Source organism: Gemmatimonadota bacterium, assembly GCA_041390125.1.
GTDB lineage: Bacteria > Gemmatimonadota > Gemmatimonadetes > Longimicrobiales > Gaopeijiaceae > JAGQIF01.
Genome location: JAWKQN010000004.1, coordinates 280,959 through 300,920, shown reverse-complemented (window position 1 = coordinate 300,920; position 19,962 = coordinate 280,959). Strand labels below are relative to the sequence as shown.

Below are 19,962 nucleotides of genomic sequence, written 5' to 3'. Positions count from 1 at the left end.
GCACGGTCGAGCGGACTCAGCCCGCCTGCGCGCCCACCGACGCCGTCGGCGAGGAGAGGTCGCGGCCTTCTGCGGTGAAGCGCTCGTAGTAGTCGAGCGCCGTCCGGAATGCCGCCCCACCGATGAACGCGGCGCCCAGCCGCTCCGCGCCCTCCAGAGCACACTCGAAGGCCCAGGCCGCCATCGCCCGCACGATGTCGTCCTTGAGCCCCTCGCGCGCGGCCGCGCCCAGGTCCGCCTCGTCCGGGAACGGGAGCGCGTCGCGTACCCGCGCGACGGAGCGGGGGTCGTACAGCAGGCCCGCCGCCACCACCAACGGCGCCGCCACCCACTCCAGGGGGACCGCGTCGATCGAGCGCAGCTCCAGGTATCCGCGGGGCCTGACCTCCGGGAAGAGCGTGCTGAGATGGCGCTCCCACGCAGCCGTCGGGCGACCGGCCTCCGTCCAGGCGGTCGCTTCCAGGAACGGATCGGCCGCCCGTGCGAACGCCAGATACTCGCGGACCGGATCGTGACCCGGACCCACGCATCCCGTGCGGCTCGGATCGAGCATCCTCCACTGCGCGGCGCGCCAGCTGCGCCACCCGGTCTCCTGCCCCTCCGCGCGCGCGGAGTTGGCGAACAGGGCCGTCAGCAACGGTGCGATGCGATTCGCCGCCTGCCAACGTCCGAAGGGGTCACGACCGAGGTCGAGGTTCACCTGCAACGCACAGCTCTGCCGCATCATCCGGGCTCCTGCCGGACCGAAGCGAGCGAGGTGTCGATCCATGGCGCGGTAGCGCGGATCGTCCAACTGCAGGCGCGTGTGGGACAGGGGCGTGCGCGGATCGAAGCCCACCGCTTCGAGCGCGATCCCCCAGCGTTCTCCGACCGTGGCCAATGCGTCGGTCGCGGCTCGGAGGCAGTCGACAGCGCGGTCGACCGTCGGAGCCGTCGGCGTGCTGATCTCGATCTGCCCCCCAGGCTCGAACGTGACCCGGCATCCGCACGGCGCGTGGTGGATGCCCAGCGGATCCACGGTCCAATTGAAGGTCAACCCGACCTGGGCCAGGAGCCTCTTCGTTCCGTCCTCGCCCTCGAGCGGTACGACGCGCCCGGTCTCCCGCTCCACGGGAAGCAGCTCGAGTTCGAGGCCCATCCGGTCGGGTAGCGCGACCCCCGCGTCGGTGCGGAACAGACGCCGGGCGATGTCCGCCCTCAACGCGTGGCGGTCGGTCTCCACGTCAATCCGCCGGCGCGGCCAGCGCCAGGCCGAACCGACCGTGCGCATCGGTGGTCCACTGGACCAGGTCCAACCCCGCGCGGGCGAACAGCGCGGTGATACCCGCCCGGTCGTACTTGCACGAGATCTCGGTGCGGAGCCGCTCCCCCGCCTCGAAGCGTACGTCCTGTCCGGCGATCCGCACGGTGTGGGCCTCCTGGGCCACCAGATGCATCTCCACGCGCTCGTGCGCCTCGTCGTAGAGCGCGAGGTGCGCGAAGCGCGCCGCGTCGAAGTCTCCGTCGAAGCGCCGGTTCAGGACGTGGAGGACGTTGAGGTTGAACGCGGCCGTGACGCCCTGGGCGTCGTCGTACGCCGCTTCGAGCTCGGCGACCGTCTTCCCGGGTCCGGGCTTGAGGTCCACGCCCAGCAGCAGGTGATCCTCGGCGCCCAACGTCGCGCGCACCCGCGCCAACAGGCGCGCCGCCTGATCGGCGTGGAAGTTGCCGATCGTGCTGCCGAGGAAGGCCACCAGGCTCGCCCCTTCGCGGGCGGGCTCCAACGGGAGCGGCGCCGTGATGTCGGCGACGAGCGGCTCCACCCGAAGGTCGGGCCAACGCCTGCGCAACCGCTCGGCCGTCCGCTCCAGGAAGTCGCCGCTGACGTCCACCGGGACGTAGCAGGCCGGTGAGCCGCGCTCGCGTGCCTGGCGCACGAGCACGTCCAGGAGCAGCTCGGTCTTCTCGGCGCTCCCCGCACCCAGCTCCACCAGCCGCACCGGGCGCAGCAGCGGGAGTCGCTCGGGTGCCCACGTCTCGAGCAGCGCGCGCTCCGTGCGGGTGGGGTAGTACTCCGGCAGCTCCGTGATGCGTTCGAACAACTCCGATCCGCGCTCGTCGTAGAAGTACTTGGACGACACCCGCTTCGGGGTCGCCGACAGTCCTTCCAGCAGCGCCACGCGCTCAGCCGACATCGCGTGCGCACCGGAAACCGGCGAAGATCTGCCGGCGGATCGGGTAATCCCAGTTGCGGAACGTGCCCCGGATGGCACCGGGCCGCGTGGCCCAGGAACCGCCGCGCAGCACCTTGTACTCGTCTCCGAAGAACACCTCGGAGTACTCGCGATATGGAAAGGCACGAAAGCCCGGGTAGGCTTCGAAGTCGCTCGCGGTCCACTCCCAGACATCGCCGATCATCTGTTCGCAGCCCGACGGCGCTGCGCCTTCCGGAAAGGCACCGACAGGCGCGGTGTCGAACGCCAGCGCATCCAGGTTGGTCCGCAACCCATCCGGGGGATCGTCTCCCCAGGGGAAGCGCCGCGCCCGGCCGGCGGAGCCGTCCCAGGTCGCGGCCGCCTCCCACTCGTGTTCGGTGGGCAGGCGCCGGTCCACGAAGCGCGCGTAGGCCGCGGCCTCGTGGTGGGAGACATGACAGACGGGATGATCCGCCCGGAGGGGCCCCAGACGGTCGAAGCGCCGCTCCCCCCACGTGTCGCCGTCCCGGACCCAGAACCGAGGCGCCTCGAGCCCCTCCTGCTCGCGCCAGGCCCACCCCGCCGACGACCACAGCGACGCGTCGTGATAGCCACCCGCATCCACGAAGCGCGCGAACGCCCGATTGCTGACGGGCGCCACGTCCATCTCGAAGGGCTGGAGCTCGACCGTGTGACAGGGTCGCTCGTTGTCGTAGGCCGCGGAGCGGTCGTCGGTACCGATGTCGACGCGTCCTCCCTCGATGCGCACCATCGCGCCCTCCAGCTCACGCGCGCGCTCGAGCGCGTCCGGGAAGGCCCGCACCCGCGGTGGCATCCATTCCCTTCCCTGCTTGAGCTTCAGGGTCTGCAGGATGGTCTCGTTGTGCTGGTACTCGTGCTGCAACACCAACCGGTAGACGTATCCCTCCGCCAACAACTCCGGATCGCCCTGCGCGTCCGCGCGCCGCAACCGCTCCTCGACCCGCCGCCGAACCTCGCCCAGGTACGTCTGCAGCTCGGCGGCGGTGGGAAGCGCCAGCCGATCGCGCGAGGCACGGGGGTTCTCGAAGGGGTTGTAGATGCCGCGTAGCCCCTCGCCGTCCCCGGTGGCGGAGCCGCCGCCCAGCTTCTCGTGCAGCCAGACCTCCTCGAAGTGCCCGATATGCCCCAGATCCCACAGGATCGGACTCATCAGCGGATCGTGCTGACGCCGGAGGTCCTCCGGCTCGAGCGTGGACACCAGCAACCACGTGCGGGCGCGGGCCTCGCTCAGGAGGTCCACGATCTCGCCCGCCGCCAGCGGACGTCCTTCCTGCAGCTGGGGCATTCCTGCGGCCTTCCTCGCGTCGACGGCTTCGGCGGTGCCGTCGCGGCCCGCTCCCCGATCCTACTAAACTACCGGATGGCCTCGTCGGTTCCGGCGCTACGCGCCGAGCATGTAACACACGCGTTCGGTCCGGTCCGCGCGCTGGATGACGTCTCGCTCACCGTGGAGCGAGGAGAGTGCGTCGCGCTGGTCGGGGAGAGCGGCTCGGGGAAGACCACGCTCCTCACCTGTTTCAACCGCCTCTTGCGGCCGGACCGGGGGCGCGTGTGGTCCAACGGCGAGGACGTCTCGACGCTGGATCCGCACCGGCTCCGCCGCTCCATCGGCTACGTCCCGCAGGAAGGGGGGCTGCTGCCGCACTGGTCGGTGCTCCGCAACGCGGCCACGGTTCCCTGGCTCCTCGGCCGGCCCGACGCCGAGGCGGCCGCACGCGACGCGCTGGATCTGGTCGGGCTGCCCGCGTCCGGATTCGGCGAGCGCTTCCCGGGTGAGCTCTCCGGCGGTCAGCGCCAACGGGCGGCGTTCGCGCGCGCCCTGGCCGCCCGTCCCGACGTGCTGCTCCTGGACGAGCCGTTCGGCGCGCTCGACGCCATCACCCGCGCCGAGCAACAGGAGGCCTTCGGCGCACTGCGCCGCCGGCTCCAGGTGGCCGCGCTGCTGGTCACGCACGACCTGCGTGAGGCATTCCTGCTGGCCGATCGCATCGCGGTGTTCCGCGCCGGCCGGATCGAGCAGGAGGCGTCGGCCCCGGTTCTCGCGGCGCAGCCGGCCACGCCGTACGTGGCCACGCTCCTGCACAGCGCGGGGCTCGACGCGTGAGCCGCCTGGCCGCGACGGCGCTCACCGGCCTTCTCGCCGCGGCCTCGGTCCCTCCACCGGTCGCGAGCGCGCAGCAGACGCCCGCTTCCGTCACCGTGGCCTCGAAGCCCTTCGCGGAGTCCTTCGTGCTGGCCGAGGTGTTCGCCCAGCTCCTGGAGGCCCGGGGCTTCGCCGTCGCGCGCCGGCCCGGCCTCGGGGCCACGGAGATCGCGTACGCCGCCGTCACGCGCGGGGACGCCGACGTCTACCCCGAGTACACGGGGACCGGGCTGCTCGCCGTGCTGGGCGAGCCGCCGGGAGGCGATCCCGCGCGCGTGTACGGCCGCGTGGCCTCCGAATCGCTGCGGCGCCACGGCGTGCACTGGCTGCCCCCGCTGGGCTTCGAGAACACGTACGCCATCGCCGTACGGCCCGAGACCGCCGACTCCCTGGGTCTGCGCACGCTCTCCGATCTCGCGCGACACGCGCCGGACCTGGTGGGGGGGTTCTCCCCGGACTTCCTGGGACGGCCGGACGGGTTGCCGGGGCTCCGCACGGCCTACGACCTGCGCTTCGCCGCCGAGCGCTCCCTCCTCCAGGCGGTGAAGTACCGCGCCCTGGTGGAGCGCGGGGTGGACGTGATCGACGGCTACTCCACCGATGGCCTGATCGACCGCTACGGCCTCGTGGTGCTCGAGGACGATCGCGCCTTCTTCCCTCCCTACGAAGCCAGCGCGGTGGTGAGCAACCGCCTCTGGAGCGGACAACCGGGTGCGGTGGCGGAGCTGACGCGGCTCAGCGGGCGGCTGGACGTGGAACGGATGCGGGCGGCGAATCGCCGGGTGGAGGTGGACGGGGAGAGCCCCGCCCAGGCCGCGGCCTGGCTGCTGGACGAGATCGGCGTGCTGGACGCCCGCGAGGAGGCCTCGGCCTCCGCCCCGCCCCGCACCTCCTGGCTCGCCTGGGTGGGGGGTCAGCGGGACGACATCGTCGAGAACACGCTGCGCCATCTCTTCCTGGTGGGCACGTCGCTCCTGGCAGCGCTCGCGTTCGCCCTCCCGCTGGGCCTCGCGCTCGAGCGCGCGCCGGGCCTGGCCGAGACGGTGATCCGGGCCACGGGCACGCTGCAGACCCTTCCCAGCATCGCGCTGCTCGCGTTCATGATCCCGCTGCTCGGCATCGGCGTCCTGCCCGCGATCGTCGCCCTCTTCCTCTACTCCATCTTTCCCATCGTCCGGAACACGTACACCGGCGTGACCGGCGCCAGCCCCACGGCCGTCGCCGCCGCGCGGGCCGTGGGCATGACGCCGTACCAGACGCTGCGGCACGTCCGCCTCCCACTGGCCGCCCCGGTGATCATGGCCGGGGTCCGCACGGCGGCGGTCATCAACGTGGGCACGGCCACGCTGGCGGCCTTCATCGGCGCCGGTGGCCTCGGAGATCCGATCGTCGCCGGCCTCGCGCTGTCCGACACGCGGCTCATCCTGTCCGGCGCGGTCCCGGCCGCGCTCCTGGCCCTGGTCGTGGACGGCGCGCTCGCCGTGCTGGAGCGGGTGGTCACCCCACCGGGGGTGCGGCGGCGCGCCGCCGCATCCCCTCCAGCCGGACCATCGCGATGATGCCGAGCAGCGGACCGATGGCCAGCGCCGAGAAGGCCGGGCCCCACCCGAAGCGCTGAGCCGCCCACGGAGTGGCCTGGATCGTCACCATCGTGAGCAGGAAGCCCAGCGAGGTCTGGAGCGTCAGCGCGGTGCCCGCAGCGTGCCGCGGCGCCACCTCGGTGACGAGCGCCGAGAACTGCGCCGAATCGGCCACGACCGTCAGGCCCCACACCAGCGTGAGCGGCACCAGCACCCACAGGGGCGCGCGTTCGAGCCAGCCGACGCTGAGGGCGCACAAGGCGCTCGCGGCCATCGCGCCCGCGGCCACACGTTCGCGGCCCCAGCGGTCGGCCCCGAGCCCGGCCACGATGGAGCCCACCGCCCCGGCCGCGAGCGTCGCGAAGGCCAGCACGCTGGGAAGGCCGGCGTTGGAGATCCCGCGGCCGGTCAGGGCGTCGGCGAAGAAGAGCGCGATCGCGGTCCACATGGCGTACAGCTCCCACATGTGCCCGAGGTATCCGGCCGTGGCGAGGCGCACGCCCCGGTCGCGCGCCACCGCTCCGACGAGGCGCCAGGAGAACGGGCGGCGTTCGAAGGCATACGGTCCGTCGCGGTACAGCATGAGGACCATCAGGCCTGCCAGGGCAGACCCTCCCGAGGCCGCCAGCACCACCCCCTGCCACCCGAAGCGCTCCAGGCCCACCCCGAGGAACGGGAGCGCCTTCCCGAGCGTCAGCGCGCCCACGACGGTGCCGATGGCAAGACCCCGCGCGGACCGGAACCACGTCGCGGCCATTTTCATGGCGGGTGGGTAGACACCGGCCAGGAACACACCGGTGGCGACGCGGCTGGCGGCCGCGGATTCGAAGGAGGGGGCGATCACCAGCAGGGCATTGGCGACCGCCGCGAGCAGCGCGGAGCCCGCGAAGTAGAGCCGGGCCGGCATCACGTCGGCGAGGTTCAGCACTGCGGCGAGTGCCGTGCCCGTGACGAACCCGAGCTGTACGAGGGCCGTGAGCCAGCTCACGGCGCCCGGATCCAACGCGAGGGCCACCCCCAGCTCCCGGGACAGGGCGCTGGCGGTGAACCAGACCCCCATCCCCAGCAGCTCCGCAACGGCCAGCAGCAGCAGGGCCGCGGCCGCGCGACCCCGCACCTCGCTCACCCGGCCCTCCGCGGGGCGGCGGAGCGGAGGGAGCGGCGGATCAGCGGACGATGTCCGCCTGGGAGCGCGGCTTCATCTGCCAGGCACCCGTGCCGGTCGGCACCAGCACACCCGTCAGCCGGGCGGGCACGGAATCGGGCAACAACCAGGGCAGGTTGAACGTGATGGCCTCGTCGAAGACGACCTCCAGCACGCCCGAGCCATCGTTGACGCGGACGATCCGGTCGCCGGTCTGCACCGTCACGGTATCGACCACCACCGCATCCCGCACCTGCACGTGGTTGGCGTCGCGCGTTCCGCCGACCGCGTTGGCGGCGGAAGCCGTCGAGACCACGGTGGGTTGGGGCGTCCCCGTGGTCGCAAGGATCTGCGTCGTGACGCCGTCCAGCACCGGCTGGCCCATGAAGGTGCCCGTCCGTCCGGTCAGCCGCACGCTGTCCCCCTGCTGGATGCCGGCCCGGAAGACGTTGATGGTGCGGATGGCGTTCGGGCCGTCACTGAGATGCACGGTGCTGTCCCCGAAGACCGTGCGCGAATTCAGCGCGAACCCTTCGATGGTGACCTTCTTTCCCGCGGGTAGGGTGCGCGCCTCCGCGATGGACACCTTGGCGAGCGACAGGCCCACGCCCTTCGTGGGGGTGGCGCCCGGCCGCACGTCGACGCGGGCCGTGTCGGCGTCGAGCACGAACAGCGTGTCGCCCAGCACCGTCGAGTCGACGTCGATCCAGTAGGATCCGACGGGCAGGTCCACGAACTGGTACTGTCCCTGTGCGTTGCTGATCTGTGTGGCCACCGGCTCGCGCGATCCGCGCACGGAGAGCTGTACGGGGATGTCGGGGACGGAGGGATCCGTCGCGTCCTCGCGCCGGTTGGCGTTCGCGTCGAAGTAGACCCGCCCCTGGACGGTCCCCGTGGCCTGCACCTCCAGGATGTCGCCGGTCTCCGGCGTCTGGCAGGCGAAGGCCGCGACCGCGACGCCGAGCGCCGCCAGCCGCATCCCGAACCAACGTGCGCGCGTCATCGCGAGCCTCCGATGCGAAGTCCGATGCGGAAGAAGCGACCCGGATCGTGGCGGACCAGCAGGGTGCCGAAATCAGGGTTCGCGAGCAGGGGGATCACGGTCTCGGTTCCCGCGCGCACCAGCGACGCATCGGGATCGACCAGATGCAACGCGGTGTCGCGCAGGCCGGACTCCGACTCGATGAGGTTCAGCGCGTCGAACGTCAGCTCGGCCGCGCGCCCTCCGAGCTGGAACACGGTCACGCGCAGGCGCAGGTCGAGTCCTTGCTGCGAGGGTCCGCGACAGGCGTTGCGCGCGAAGGGCTGCCCGGACGGCGCGGCTTCGCAGGTGTACTCCGAGAGCAGGGCCGCCGCATCGGGACCTCCACCGAAGGCGGGGTCGTTGCGGTCGGCACCGTCCCCGTTCGGATCGACGCCGGGGCGGAAGCCCGGGGTGAACGGATCCCCGGAGCGGAAGCGGTAGGTCGCCGCCACCGTGGCGCCCGCCAGGACGGGCAGTCGCAGACCCAGACCGGCCACGAAGCGATGCGGCACGTCGAAGTCGGAGCGACCCTCCGCCCAGGGATCGCCTCCGGACATCAGGCCCGGATCCAGGGTGGCGTCCACGGATCCCAGACGGGCGCCCACCAGGTTGTCCTCGGTCTGGGAATACGTGTACGACGCGAAGAAGTCCGTACGGGGGGAGTGCCGGTCGATCGCGACCGTGCCTGCCGAGTACAGGGACCACCCGTCCGTGTTCAGGGCCAGCGCGCGCTCCACGCCCGGGAAGCGACGGTTGAGCGTCAGGCGCGAGCGGACCAGCGCACCCGACTTCCCCAACGTCCCGTAGATCGGACGTCCGAGCTGGTCCGTGGTGCCGGACGGCAGCGCCAGGTTCAGGTCCGCCCACCGCTGCAGGTGCTCCGTGCGGCGGAAGACACCGGCGAGATGGACGGCCGTCCCGGCGCCCAGCGTGCGGCTGAGCCCGACGCTCCCCCGGGCGGTGCGCGGCATCTCCAACGAGGGTCCGAGCAGGGCCACGCGGGGGGTGGTGAAGACATTCGAGCCCGACGGTGCGTCCGGCCACGTGTCCAGCCCGTTGAAGGCCTGACGCACGCTCACGCGACCATCGCCGACGAGCAGCTGGTGCACGTCGTAGGGATCGAGCGGCGCGAAGGAGAGGCCGGCGGCGCCGCGGAGCACGGTGGTGCCTTGGGCCCCCACGTCCCATTCGAAGCCGAAGCGCGTCCCCAGTCCCGACAGCCGGGACACCGAATCGCTGCCCATCGCGGTCAAGGAGTCCCAGACCAGGCTGGTGTTCCAGGTGGATTCGGGCAGGTACTCGGTCGTGGACTGCAGACCGAGCGTCACGGCCAGCCCGGGGGCGACCGTCCAGCGGTCCTGGATGTAGCCGACCAGGCGCAGCATGGTGAACTCGGACGTGGCGGCATCGCCGTCCGCCCCGAACCAGGCCCCTTCTCCGGACAGGATGCCGTCCGTGCCGCCGAAGACGAAGCGACCGGCGGCGTCCGTGGTCCCCGTGTAGGTGTAGCGCGGAACGACCAGACGACCGCCGCCCTTGATCTGATGGGCGCCCCGGTCATAGTGCAGCGTAGGCGCCAGGGTGACGGCGGTACGCACCACCTCGGAGGGAAGCGCCGGATCCGTTCCGATGGGAAGGCCGACGGTGGCGAGCGTCGTGGCGGGGAAGTCGGCGCCGCCCAGGCCGGGCGAGCCCAGGCCGGTGCGGGTGCTGGTCTCCAGCGAGAGGCGCGCCTCCAATGCGAGGTTGCGGCCCACGCCGGCGTAGACGCCGGCGCCGACGCTGGCGTCCTGCCCTTCCGTCGCCCCGGGCGCCCCCGGCGCGAACGGCGTGCCGATGCCGGCCCCGTCCGGGCCCAGGAGCGACGCCGCGTTGGCGCGGATGTGGAAGCGGTTCCCGCCCCGGAGCGTCCAGTCCAGCCGACCGAAGGCGGTGACGGCCTCGAACGGCTCCAGGTAGGGCTGGCCCAGCTCGGCCGGCGCTCCGGCGAACGGGGTACCCAGAACGGCCGGTCGGGGCGTCTCCAGGCTCCAGCCTTCCACGCCCACGACCAGATGGGTGGTGTCCGGCACGATCGGGAGGCTGACCACACCCCCGCCGCGGATGCTGCGGCTCGAAGGCACGTCCCCCTCGAAGGCGCTGGAGGTCCACAGCGGGCCGCCGGTGTAGTCGCCGAAGGCCTCGGCCTCGCCGCGATCCCCGCCTGCGCGCGTCAGGCCGGACACGATCGTGCCCCCCCAGTCCACCCACTCCACATCCGGGTCGCCGGAGATGATCTCCGCACCGGTGAACGCCGAGCGCGGGAGCATCAAGGCTGCCAGCGGATCGCCCGACCCACCGGGAAGCCGCGCTCCCTCCACCGGAACGCCGTCCACGTAGAAGCGCGTGAAGCGTGTGGGCAGCCCCTCGCCCTGGAGATCGTCCGAGAACCGCGAGGAGAAGCGCGTGAGGTCGGCGAGCGTGCGGCCGTGGTCGGGCAGGTCGTTCAGCTCGAAGCGGGAGAGCCAGCGGCCCGTACCCGGGCGGATCCAGCCGGCCGCTCCGCCGGCGAACGCCACCGTGTCCACCCGGGTCACGGGGGGCGCCTCCGGCTCGAGCAGCACGGTGAAGCGCGAGGGGCTTCCGGGTCGGACCGGAACCCCGCGGACCAGGCGTGGCCGGTAGCCGATGGCCTCCGCGCGCACATCGTAGTCCCCCGGCGGGAGGGCGCTGATGAGCACGTCGCCACCGCGCGACGAAACCGTTCGATACTGGGCTCCCGAGGACTGGGCGATCAGGGTCACCTCGGCGTCGAAGATCGGATCTCCGAGCGCGTCGATGATCCGTCCCTCGACTGCGCCGCCGGAGATGCTCTGGGCGGCGAGAGGGGCTCCCCCCGTCCCGAACACGAACAGCACGCCGAGGAGACGCCAGGCTCGCTTGGACCGCATGGACGCTCGCTTCCCGCTGAGTGGAGGTCGTGGTGGCGGGCCCAATACCCGGCCCCCATGGAAAGGATCGTCGCGATTCAAGGATCGTACCGCGGGCCCGCGACGGACGCCGCGGCCGGGATGTCCCCGCCGCGGCTGGACGACGGGTGTCGCGCGGACGCCGCGCGCTGCCTACACTGGCCCCCGGAGAACGCCGTCGTCACGGGACATCCGGAGGGGCACGGCCATTGCCGCTACCCTCCCCGCTCCGCAGGCCGCCGCCTCCGCGTTCCGCCCCCACGACATCCGAATCTCCGATCCGTGAGCCCCCCCCACCGCTCCGATTCGCGCAAAGAGCCGTCGCTGGCGATCCAGTCGACCCTGCTCACGGGCGCACGGGTGGCCGGGTACCTGTTCGCGTTCTTCATCCCGATCGTCCTGGTCCGGATTTTCTCGCAGACGCAGTTCGGGCTCTACAAGCAGGCCCTGCTGGTGGCCGAGACGGCCCAGCCCATCCTCAACCTGGGCCTGAACGCCTCGCTGTTCTACTTCCTGCCCCGGAATCGCCGGCAGGGCCACCATTTCCTGTTGCAGGCCCTGGTCCTGCTCTGGGCGCTGGGGTTCGTGGGGGGGCTGGCGATCCTGGCGGGCGCAGATCCCATCGCCCGGTTCATGACGGGCCCGGAGGGGGCACCGCAGCTCGCCGCGCTCCTGCCGTTCGCGGCGGCCTACCTCATGTTCGGCCTGCCCGGCGACGCCCTGCTCTATCTGCCCATCATCGACCGCCGGCCGGTGCTGGCCGCCGCGGTGGCCATGGGCAACGAAGCGCTGAAGTTCGGCGTGGCAGCCGCGTGCGCGTCCACCTTCCGCACGGTCTCGTCGGTCCTGATGGGGCTCGCCGCGCTCGCGGCGCTGCGCGCGCTCGTGCTCATGGTCTACGTGCGGTACCGGGGCCGGGAGGAGGGGGGGCGGGTCAACCGCGCCGACCTGAAGCGCCAGCTCGCCTACGCCCTGCCGTACGCCGTGGCGGTGCTGTTCGAGATCGCGCTCCAGAAGGCACACCACTACTTCGTGTCCGCCCAGGCCACCCCCGCGGAGTTCGCCATCTACGCGGCGGGCGTGGTCCAGATCCCCCTGGCGGCGTTGCTCAGCACCTCCGTCGCCGAGGTGCTCCTGGTCCGGGCCAGCACCATCTACCAGAGCGGTGACCTGGCCGAACTCCACCGGCTCTGGCTGCGCTCGCTCGCCCGTCTCTGTGTCTTCATCGTGCCCATCTGGGTGGGGTCGGAGGTCTTCGCCCGCGACATCATCTCCCTGCTCTTCCAGGAGAGCTATGTCGCGGCGACGCCGGTCTTCCGGATCTTCCTCATCCGCTCCCTGCTGACGGTGGTGATCGACCACGGCATCCTGCGCGCCGTGGGAGACACACGGTTCCTGCTGGTGACCAACGTGTTGGGGCTGCTGGTCTCGCTCGGGATCATGGCCCTCACCCCGCCGGACCAGATCCTGATGGGCGCGGTCACCGCCTATGTGGTGGGCTTCGCCCTGACGCGCTTCCTGGGGCTGGCCCGCGTCGCCCACCGCCTCGAAGTGCCCTTCTGGTCCGCTTTTCCCTGGCGTCCCCTGGCCCTCTCGCTGGTGCTGGCCACCGGCACCTCGCTGGCGCTGTACCTGCCGCTCCGGGGGCTGGAGAGCCCGGCGCTGAGGCTGGCGATCGGAGTGCCCGTGGTGGCCGTGCTCTACGGCGTCCTCGTCACGACGACCCGGCTCGTGCCGAAGGAGGAGACCCTGGAGCTCCTCCGCAAGCTGCGCCTGGTGCGCCGGTCCTGACCGCCGATCCCCGGAACGTCGTGGGACTGGTGCAGGTCCCCGCGCAGCTCCGTAGCCCTCCGCCGCTCCGCAGGTCCTGGCCGTATCCCGAGCCGGCCCCGAACGGCCTCCCGTGACCCCCGCAGCGCCACCCGACTCCCGTCCCGCTTCTCCCGGGTCCGGTCTGCGGACCGTCCCCGCCCCCTGGGATCACGCCCCTGCCGCCGACCCGCCCAGGCCGCGCCTGCGGGGGGGGGCGGCAGGCGAGGGGGGCGGGCGCGCACGGCCCGGGCGGCGGCTCGGCGGGCACAGCCGACACCCCCGAGCCCTTCCCGGATCCCCATCCACGTCCCGCGGCCCGGCCACCCGAGCGCCCGGAAACGCCGAAGGACCCGGCGCCCCGTATCGGGCACCGGGTCCTTCGGACGGACGGGGGCGGGACCGGGGAGCCCCCGGAGCGGCTAGCGCGACCCCTTCCCGAACAGCATCACGGGGATCGTGCGGACCATGATGCGGAAGTCGTTCCAGGCGGAGCGTTCGGAGATGTACTCCAGGTCCAGGTCCACCTTGCGGGCCACGTCCTCGATGCACTCGTCGTACTTGTGGTTGACCTGTGCCCAACCGGTGATTCCGGGCAGAACGCGTTGCCGGGCGGGATACTGCGAGACCTCCTGGCGGAGGCGTCGGAAGATGTCGGGCTGCTCCGGCCGCGGACCGACGAGGTTCATGTCACCCCTGAGGATGTTGAAGAGCTGCGGCAGCTCGTCCAGCCGCGTGCGCCGCAGGAACCGCCCGAGCGGGGTGATCCTGGGGTCGTCTTCCTGGGCCCAGACCTGCGGGGCATCCTGCTCGACGCGCATCGTGCGGAACTTGAAGATCGTGAAGACCTTGCCCCCCCGATCCCGCCGCCGGCGATCGTGCCCGCTGCGGTTGTCTCCCCGTCGATCGATCCCGTTGCGCTGGTCGAGCCCTACACGGGGCTGACGGTAGAGGACGGGACCCGGCGAGGTGACCTTGACCAGGAAGGCGATCAGCAGCATCAGGGGCGCCGCCACGATCAGCAGGAGCCCGGCGGCGATCACATTCACGATCCGGCGGGCCCGCTCGTGGGTCGCGGGCTGGGGATCCGACCCCAGGGGCCGGACCGGCCCCCGTGCCCGCGGGAAGAGGGGGCGCAACTCCGTCGGGGATTGCGGGGCCCAGGGGCCACGTTCGGCCCCGGTCCGGGAGCGCGCGGGGGAGGCCAGTACATCCATTGGCGATCCGTCCTCTCGTGTGCGGTCGACTCGGTCCAATCGTCTCGACCCTCGGTAACCTCAACGCGATTTCGGAGGACCGATCCGGTCACGGCCTCCGAGGGGTCGGGCTGGTGCAAGCGCCGTGCGGAGGGAGCGCGGAGGGAGCGGATCGCGCGATAACGGCGTGGTTGAGCCATATCCAGACGTTTCCCCTCGCCCCCCCGGGTGCGGGATCCGTGCATTCGTGCACCGATCCGTGTGGCTCCCGCACGACACGGGAGGGATCCGCGCACGCATGGACGGGGAAGGGACCCGCGCGGGCGGGGCGCCGCTGGACACCGTTCCCGACGACGAACGGGTCCGGACGATGAACGGGCTCCGGCGTGATGCCGGAGCCCGTCCAGGGTCGCGCCCGCCTGCGCCATCCAAGCCCCCTGCGGGGGGCGACGGAGCCTGGCGCGTCAGTCGCCGCGGGTGAGCAGGTCGTGCCGATCCAGCCCGTGCTTCTGCATGAGCCGATAGAGCGTGGTCCGGTCCACCCCGGCGATCCGGGCGGCGTCGGACATGTTCCCGCGCGCCGTCCGCACGATGCGCTGGAGGTAGCTCTTCTCGAACTCGGCCAGCACCTGCTCGCGCGCCGTGTGGTAGTCCTGGTTGAGCGGGACCTCGCGCAGCAGGTTCCCGCCCGTGGAGACCTCGCCGCCTTCGGCGCGATCGATGAACGGGATCTGGTCGGCCTGGATGTCCACGCCCGGCTGGAGCAACACGACCGAGTGCTCCATCACGTTGCGCAGCTCACGGACGTTCCCGCGCCAGGGGCAGTCGAGCAGCGCGTCGATGGCCTCGTCCGTGAGGCGTGGCGCTTCCTCGTTGGCACCCCGGTGCTGCTTCCAGAACTGCTTGAGGAAATGCTCCGCCAGCACCGGGATGTCCTCCGGACGCTCCCGGAGCGGCGGGATGTGGATGGGCACCACGCGCAGGCGGTAGTAGAGATCCCGCCGCAGCTTGCCCTTCTCCACCGCGCCCATCGGATCCTCGTTGGTGCCGGCCAGGAAGCGCACGTTGACCACCGCGTCGGTGGAGGTGCTTCCGAGGCGGCGCACGACGCCGTCCTGGATGACGCGCAGCAGCTTGGCCTGGATGGGCAGCGGCATCTCCGTGAGCTCGTCCAGGAAGAGCGTGCCCCCGTTGGCGGCTTCCAGCAGGCCGATCTTCTCCTTCACGGCACCCGTGAACGCACCCTCCACGTGCCCGAACATCTCGGACTCGAGCAGCGTCTCGGGAAGCGCGGCGCAGTTCAGCGGAATCATCTCCCGGCTGCTGCGGCGGCTGTTGTGATGGATGAACTGGGCGATGACCTCTTTGCCGGATCCGCTCTCGCCGGTGATGAACACCGATGCATCCGTGCGGGCCACCTTGCGCGCCAGCTCCACGACGCGCTGGAAGGCCGCCGACACGCCGAGCAGGGTGATCTTCCCTTCCGGACCGACCGCCTTGAGCGGGTCGCTCTGGCCCGCCCGGCTCTCCCGGGCCACGGTGACCGCGTGGGCGGCCCGCCCCATCAGGATCTGGAGGTGTGTCGCCGAGAACGGCTTGGGGATGTAGTCCCAGGCTCCCGCCCGCAGCGCCTCGATCGAGGACTCCACGCTCGGGTTGCCGGTCATGACGATGACGATGGAGTCGGGATTGGCCTCGAGCGCGGAGCCCAGGATCTCCATGCCCGGCACCTGGGACATGTAGAGGTCGAGGAGCACGAGGTCGAAGGGCCTCCGCCGCAGGAGCTCCTGCGCGTCGTCGCCCCGACCACACATCTCCACCTGGTAGCCTTCGGCGCGGAGGAGGCCGGCGCAGCTTTCCCGGAGGGTATGCTCGTCGTCGACCACCAGGACGCTGATCGAGCTCTTGACTTCCGCGTCGACGAGCTGGTTCGCCATTTCTCCCGATCCCGCAGTCCCCAGGGGACGCGGCGAGGGTCGGCCGGGGCCCACGCGCGTCCGGGTCGCTGTATCTTCCATGATCCTCTTCTGCCGAGCCGACGGTAAAGAGGTCCCGACAGAACCCGGAACGACCCCTGGATCGGGGGCATCCGGCGCCGGACCTCGGAGCCGTGGTGGCATTTGGCAACAACTGTGCCGCGCCCCCGCAACACGACGGACGGAACCCGGGATGCTCCGGCACGCCCCGGCGTCCGGTCGGGGGCGATACTTTCGCCGTTCCAGGGGATCCGCGCACCCCCCGCGGATCGCGGTATCCAGATTGCTGAAGCGGAACGGGTCGGTCGGAGCCGGGTGAAACACCGGACCCCCCGACGAGGGTACGCATCAAGCGAGAAACTCCAGCTGGCAAAGGCCATGTCCGAATTGCTACCCGCCGGGTCCCACGGGCCCATCCATCCGGCGCCGCACGACCCCCGCCTTGCCGGGCCGGTCTTCGACGCCGGGCAGGAGGAGGAGGGAGGGGTCTCCTGGCGGCGCTACGTATCGGCGGTGATGCGCCAGAAGTGGCTGCCGGCGGTGACGCTGCTCGTCGGTGCCCTGGTCTCCGTCGGGGTCTGGATGTGGATCCAGCCGGAGTACACGGCCTCCGCCAGCCTCTGGGTGGAGCCCGAGACGGATCCGCGACGCGGGCCCATCCAGTCCCAACAGCTCCTCCAGGAGTACGCCTGGGTGGACCTGTTGACGTCGCCGCCCGTGGTCGAGCCGGTCGTGCGGCGGCTGCGCCTGTACATCCTCCCGGCGACTGCCGCCGACTCGGCGGTCGTGGCCGGGCTGAACATCTCCGAGAGCCCCCTCACGGGGACCTTCCGTCTGTCCGTGGATCCGGCCGGGGAGCGCTACACCCTCGCCCGGGACGACGGCGCGGTCCTGGAGGAAGGCAGCACGGACCAGCCGATCGGTCGGGCGCTGGGCTGGGATTGGCGTCCCGGACCGGGGCAGCTCACCGCGAACCGGATCATCGACTTCACCGTCCGGGACCCGGTCGGGGTGGCGCGTGAGCTCGGTGGACGGCTGACTCCGGAGGTGCGGGGCCCTGCCTCGTTCATCCACCTGACGTTGAGGGGCAACGACCCCCGCCTGGTCTCCCAGATCGTCAACGGGGTGGCCGAAGAGCACGTGCGCATGGCCACCGAGCTCAAGCGTGCCAAGGCGGACGATCTCACGCGCCAGCTCGCCGAGCAGCGGGACCGCGTCTACCAGGAGCTCCAGGAGAAGGAGCTGTCGCTCGAGCAGTTCCGGATCCAGACCATCACGGAGCCCAACGAGCGGGCCGTGGTGGCCCCGGGGCTCCAGATGACCCAGGGCCCGGTGATGCAGGACTTCTTCACCAAGCGCCTGCGGCTCGACCAGATCGACCAGGATCGCCGCCGCATCCGCGCCGCCATGGCCGCGACGCCCCTGAATATCGAGGCGCTCGAGTTCGTGCCGGCCGTGCAGAACTCGCGGCCGCTCATGGGCGCGATGTCGGAGCTGACCACCGCGAAGGCGGACATGCGCACCCTGCTCTACCGCTACACGCCCGAGGATCCGCGCGTGGTGGAGAAGCAGAACATCGTCACGACCCTGGAGAACCAGGTCATCCCCACCCTCGCCGGCCAGGTGCTCGAGGGGCTGGCCGCGGAGGAGCGCCATCTGCAGCAGGATGTCGACCAGGCGTCGGCCAGCCTGCGCAGCATCCCGGAGCGCCAGCTCCAGGAAGACCGGCTGACGCGGGACGCGACGAGTGCCCAGGCCTTGTTCCAGGACATCAACAACCGCTACGAGACCGCCCGCCTGGCCGCAGCCAGCACGGTGCCCGACGTGCGGGTGTGGAGCCGCGCCAGCCCCATTGCCACCCCGATCCCGGACCAGCGCCTCAGCCTGGTGATGGTGATCCTCCTGGGCAGCCTGGGCGTCGGCCTGTTGGGCGCCATCCTCCTGGACCGGATCGATCCACGGGTCCACTATCCGGAGCAGGTCACCTCCGAGATGGGCCTGAGCATCCTGGGTGCCGTTCCCCCCATCCTGCGCGAGCCGGGCAAGAAGGGCGAAGAGAACACGCTCCAGGTGGTGGAGGCCTTCCGCGAGCTGCGCCTCAACCTGCTCTACGCGTACGGAAGCGCCGGCCCCGGGCCGTTGTTGCTGACGATCACCAGCCCCGGGAGCGGCGACGGGAAGTCCCTGATCACCGCCAATCTGGGTGTGGCGTTCGCCGAGCTGGGTCGCAAGACGCTCATCATCGACGGCGACACCCGTCGTGGAGACGTGCACCAACTGCTGGGGCGGTCGCGCAAGCCCGGCTTGACGGACTACCTGGCCGGGAACGCGTCCCTGTCGGAGATCATCCAGAAGACCGAGTACGAGTCGCTGGACGTGATCAGCTCCGGCTCGCGCCTGGCGCACGCGCCCGAGCTGCTGGGCTCGTTGGAGATGCGTGAGCTGTTCGCGGACCTGCGCACGCAGTATGGCGTGATCCTGGTGGACAGCTCGCCGCTGGGCGCCGGCAGCGATGCGTTCCTGCTCGGGACCCTGACCGGAACGCTGGTCATGATCCTGCGCACCGGGGCCACCAACCGGGAGCTCACCCTCGCGCGTCTGGCTCCGCTGGCGCGTCTGCCCGTGCGCATCCTGGGAGCGATCCTCAACGACGTGCAGCCGGGCGGCGTCTACCGCTACTACACCTCCTACCTGCCGGGCTACGGCGCCACGGAGGAGGGGGACGAGTCGGGCCGGCACGCCCTGTCGGCGGCCAGCGAGACCTGACGCCTCGGGGCGCGGCCCCGATCCGCACAAACGACGACGGGCCCGGGAGCGCTGCTCCCGGGCCCGCGGCGTTTCGGGCCAACGGCAGTCACATGCGGTCGTATCCGAAGATCCGGCCGGCCTCGCCCTGGTCCTGCCCGCGGCGGAGGGCCAACGTGGCGCGCGTGAGCAGGTCCACCGGGATGACCGCATCCTCGTCCGAGCCGGAGACGGCGTAGACGCCCGCCCGCAGCCGCAGCGGCCGCTGGAAGACGTCCTCGGTGCTCGTGTCCAGCCGGTCGAGCAGGCGTTGGGCGAGCCGATTGGCCCCGACCTCGTCGGTGCCCGCCGCCACCACCACGAAGTCGGTCTCGCCCAACCGGCCCAGCGTATCCGAGAGCCGCGTGGTGGCCGTGATCCCCACCGCGATCTGCTCGCTCACGCGCTCCGCGGTCTGGCGGTCCCAGGTGGCGCTCTCGGTGTCGCGATCCGGACCCACGACCACGCACGCGACCGGACGCCGGTAGCGGGCGGCGTCCGCGGTGACCTCCCCCACCCGGCGCAGCACACCGCGGATGTTGTAGAAGCCGGTGGTCGGATCCAGCAGGCCCTCTTCGCGCGCTGCGTCGGCATCCAGCTTGGCCGCGACGAAGGCGCGCAGCTGGGGCACGAGCTGGCCCTGCTCGAACGGGGGCTCCAGGACCGCCCAGGCGCCGACCTCGAAGCTCTCGACCCGCGAGGCGGGGTCGAGCGGACGGTCGGAGACCATCGCGATGGGCGTGCTGGAACGGACCGTGGGGATGCGCTCGAGCGCCCGCACGACGTCCGGTCCGATGCCGTCGGGGAGCACGAGTCCGATCAGCAGCAGATCGGGACGCACCTTGCCGAGCAGCTCCAGGGCCTGCCGGGCCCCGCCCGCCCGGAGCACGGCGAAGCCGTGATTGCCGAGCAGGTCGACCAGCGTCGACGACAGGGACTCGTTTCCCTCCACGACCAGCGCCAAAGGCGTCCGGTCGAACGTCTCGTTCTCGGCCATGCGAGTCTGTACGGGGGTGGGACCCCACCGCTCACCCACGGCAGGTATCCGGTGCGCCTGCATCTTCCATGCGCGCCCGCCCCTCCGCCAGACCCCACGGGCCGGACCCCGGAATCCCGCCGGGCGGCGCGGAAGAGGTGCCCGG

13 protein-coding genes are annotated in these 19,962 nt (G+C 71.6%); 4 read left to right on the top strand and 9 right to left on the bottom strand.

Annotated features, from left to right (window positions below; translation table 11 throughout):
• Positions 1-16 precede the first annotated feature (16 nt).
• From R3E98_04585 to egtB, 3 genes are read right to left on the bottom strand one after another with little or no spacing between them, the layout of a single operon-like run.
• A complete protein-coding gene (locus R3E98_04585) occupies positions 17-1,222 on the bottom strand; it encodes a glutamate-cysteine ligase family protein (GenBank protein ID MEZ4422661.1) in 1,206 nt (401 codons plus the stop codon).
• Between the two features lies 1 nt (position 1,223).
• A complete protein-coding gene (gene egtD, locus R3E98_04580) occupies positions 1,224-2,174 on the bottom strand; it encodes an L-histidine N(alpha)-methyltransferase (protein ID MEZ4422660.1) in 951 nt (316 codons plus the stop codon).
• Positions 2,164-3,501, bottom strand: a complete 1,338-nt coding sequence (gene egtB, locus R3E98_04575; GenBank protein ID MEZ4422659.1) for an ergothioneine biosynthesis protein EgtB — start codon at positions 3,499-3,501, stop codon at positions 2,164-2,166. The genes egtD and egtB overlap by 11 nt, the downstream gene beginning before the upstream one ends.
• 75 nt (positions 3,502-3,576) lie before the next feature.
• Between egtB and R3E98_04570 the strand changes: the two genes are divergently transcribed.
• The gene (locus R3E98_04570; protein ID MEZ4422658.1) at positions 3,577-4,320 is read left to right on the top strand and encodes an ATP-binding cassette domain-containing protein; all 744 of its coding nucleotides are present in this window, start codon (positions 3,577-3,579) and stop codon (positions 4,318-4,320) included.
• Entirely contained in the window at positions 4,317-5,918 is a 1,602-nt protein-coding gene (locus tag R3E98_04565; protein MEZ4422657.1) for a glycine betaine ABC transporter substrate-binding protein, read from the top strand. Before R3E98_04570 ends, R3E98_04565 begins: the two co-directional genes overlap by 4 nt.
• Here R3E98_04565 and R3E98_04560 read toward each other — a convergent pair.
• The 3 genes from R3E98_04560 to R3E98_04550 are packed head-to-tail and all read right to left on the bottom strand — an operon-like array spanning position 5,857 to position 11,037.
• Complete coding sequence (locus R3E98_04560; protein MEZ4422656.1) at positions 5,857-7,065, bottom strand: MFS transporter; 1,209 nt, start codon at positions 7,063-7,065, stop codon at positions 5,857-5,859. The two genes, R3E98_04565 and R3E98_04560, sit on opposite strands and share 62 nt — an antisense overlap.
• Before the next feature lie 40 nt (positions 7,066-7,105).
• Positions 7,106-8,086 (bottom strand): SdrD B-like domain-containing protein, encoded by a 981-nt coding sequence (locus R3E98_04555; protein ID MEZ4422655.1) that lies wholly within the window; start codon positions 8,084-8,086, stop codon positions 7,106-7,108.
• Positions 8,083-11,037: a carboxypeptidase-like regulatory domain-containing protein gene (locus R3E98_04550; GenBank protein ID MEZ4422654.1), complete on the bottom strand. Its 2,955-nt coding sequence runs from the start codon at positions 11,035-11,037 to the stop codon at positions 8,083-8,085. Before R3E98_04550 ends, R3E98_04555 begins: the two co-directional genes overlap by 4 nt.
• Before the next feature lie 300 nt (positions 11,038-11,337).
• Here R3E98_04550 and R3E98_04545 point away from each other — a divergent pair, with 300 nt between their 5' ends.
• Positions 11,338-12,846, top strand: coding sequence for a lipopolysaccharide biosynthesis protein (locus R3E98_04545; protein MEZ4422653.1), 1,509 nt, complete (start codon positions 11,338-11,340; stop codon positions 12,844-12,846).
• Positions 12,847-13,286: 440 nt separating this feature from the next.
• Here R3E98_04545 and R3E98_04540 read toward each other — a convergent pair whose 3' ends face one another.
• The gene (locus tag R3E98_04540) at positions 13,287-13,913 is read right to left on the bottom strand and encodes a sugar transferase (GenBank protein ID MEZ4422652.1); all 627 of its coding nucleotides are present in this window, start codon (positions 13,911-13,913) and stop codon (positions 13,287-13,289) included.
• 611 nt (positions 13,914-14,524) lie between these two features.
• Positions 14,525-15,997, bottom strand: coding sequence for a sigma-54 dependent transcriptional regulator (locus R3E98_04535; GenBank protein ID MEZ4422651.1), 1,473 nt, complete (start codon positions 15,995-15,997; stop codon positions 14,525-14,527).
• A gap of 417 nt (positions 15,998-16,414) precedes the next feature.
• Here R3E98_04535 and R3E98_04530 point away from each other — a divergent pair, with 417 nt between their 5' ends.
• Complete coding sequence (locus tag R3E98_04530) at positions 16,415-18,802, top strand: polysaccharide biosynthesis tyrosine autokinase (protein ID MEZ4422650.1); 2,388 nt, start codon at positions 16,415-16,417, stop codon at positions 18,800-18,802.
• An 88-nt stretch (positions 18,803-18,890) separates the two neighbouring features.
• On the opposite strand, the gene R3E98_04525 is transcribed toward R3E98_04530, so the two are convergent.
• A complete protein-coding gene (locus R3E98_04525) occupies positions 18,891-19,817 on the bottom strand; it encodes a response regulator (protein MEZ4422649.1) in 927 nt (308 codons plus the stop codon).
• Between the last annotated feature and the right edge of the window lie 145 nt (positions 19,818-19,962).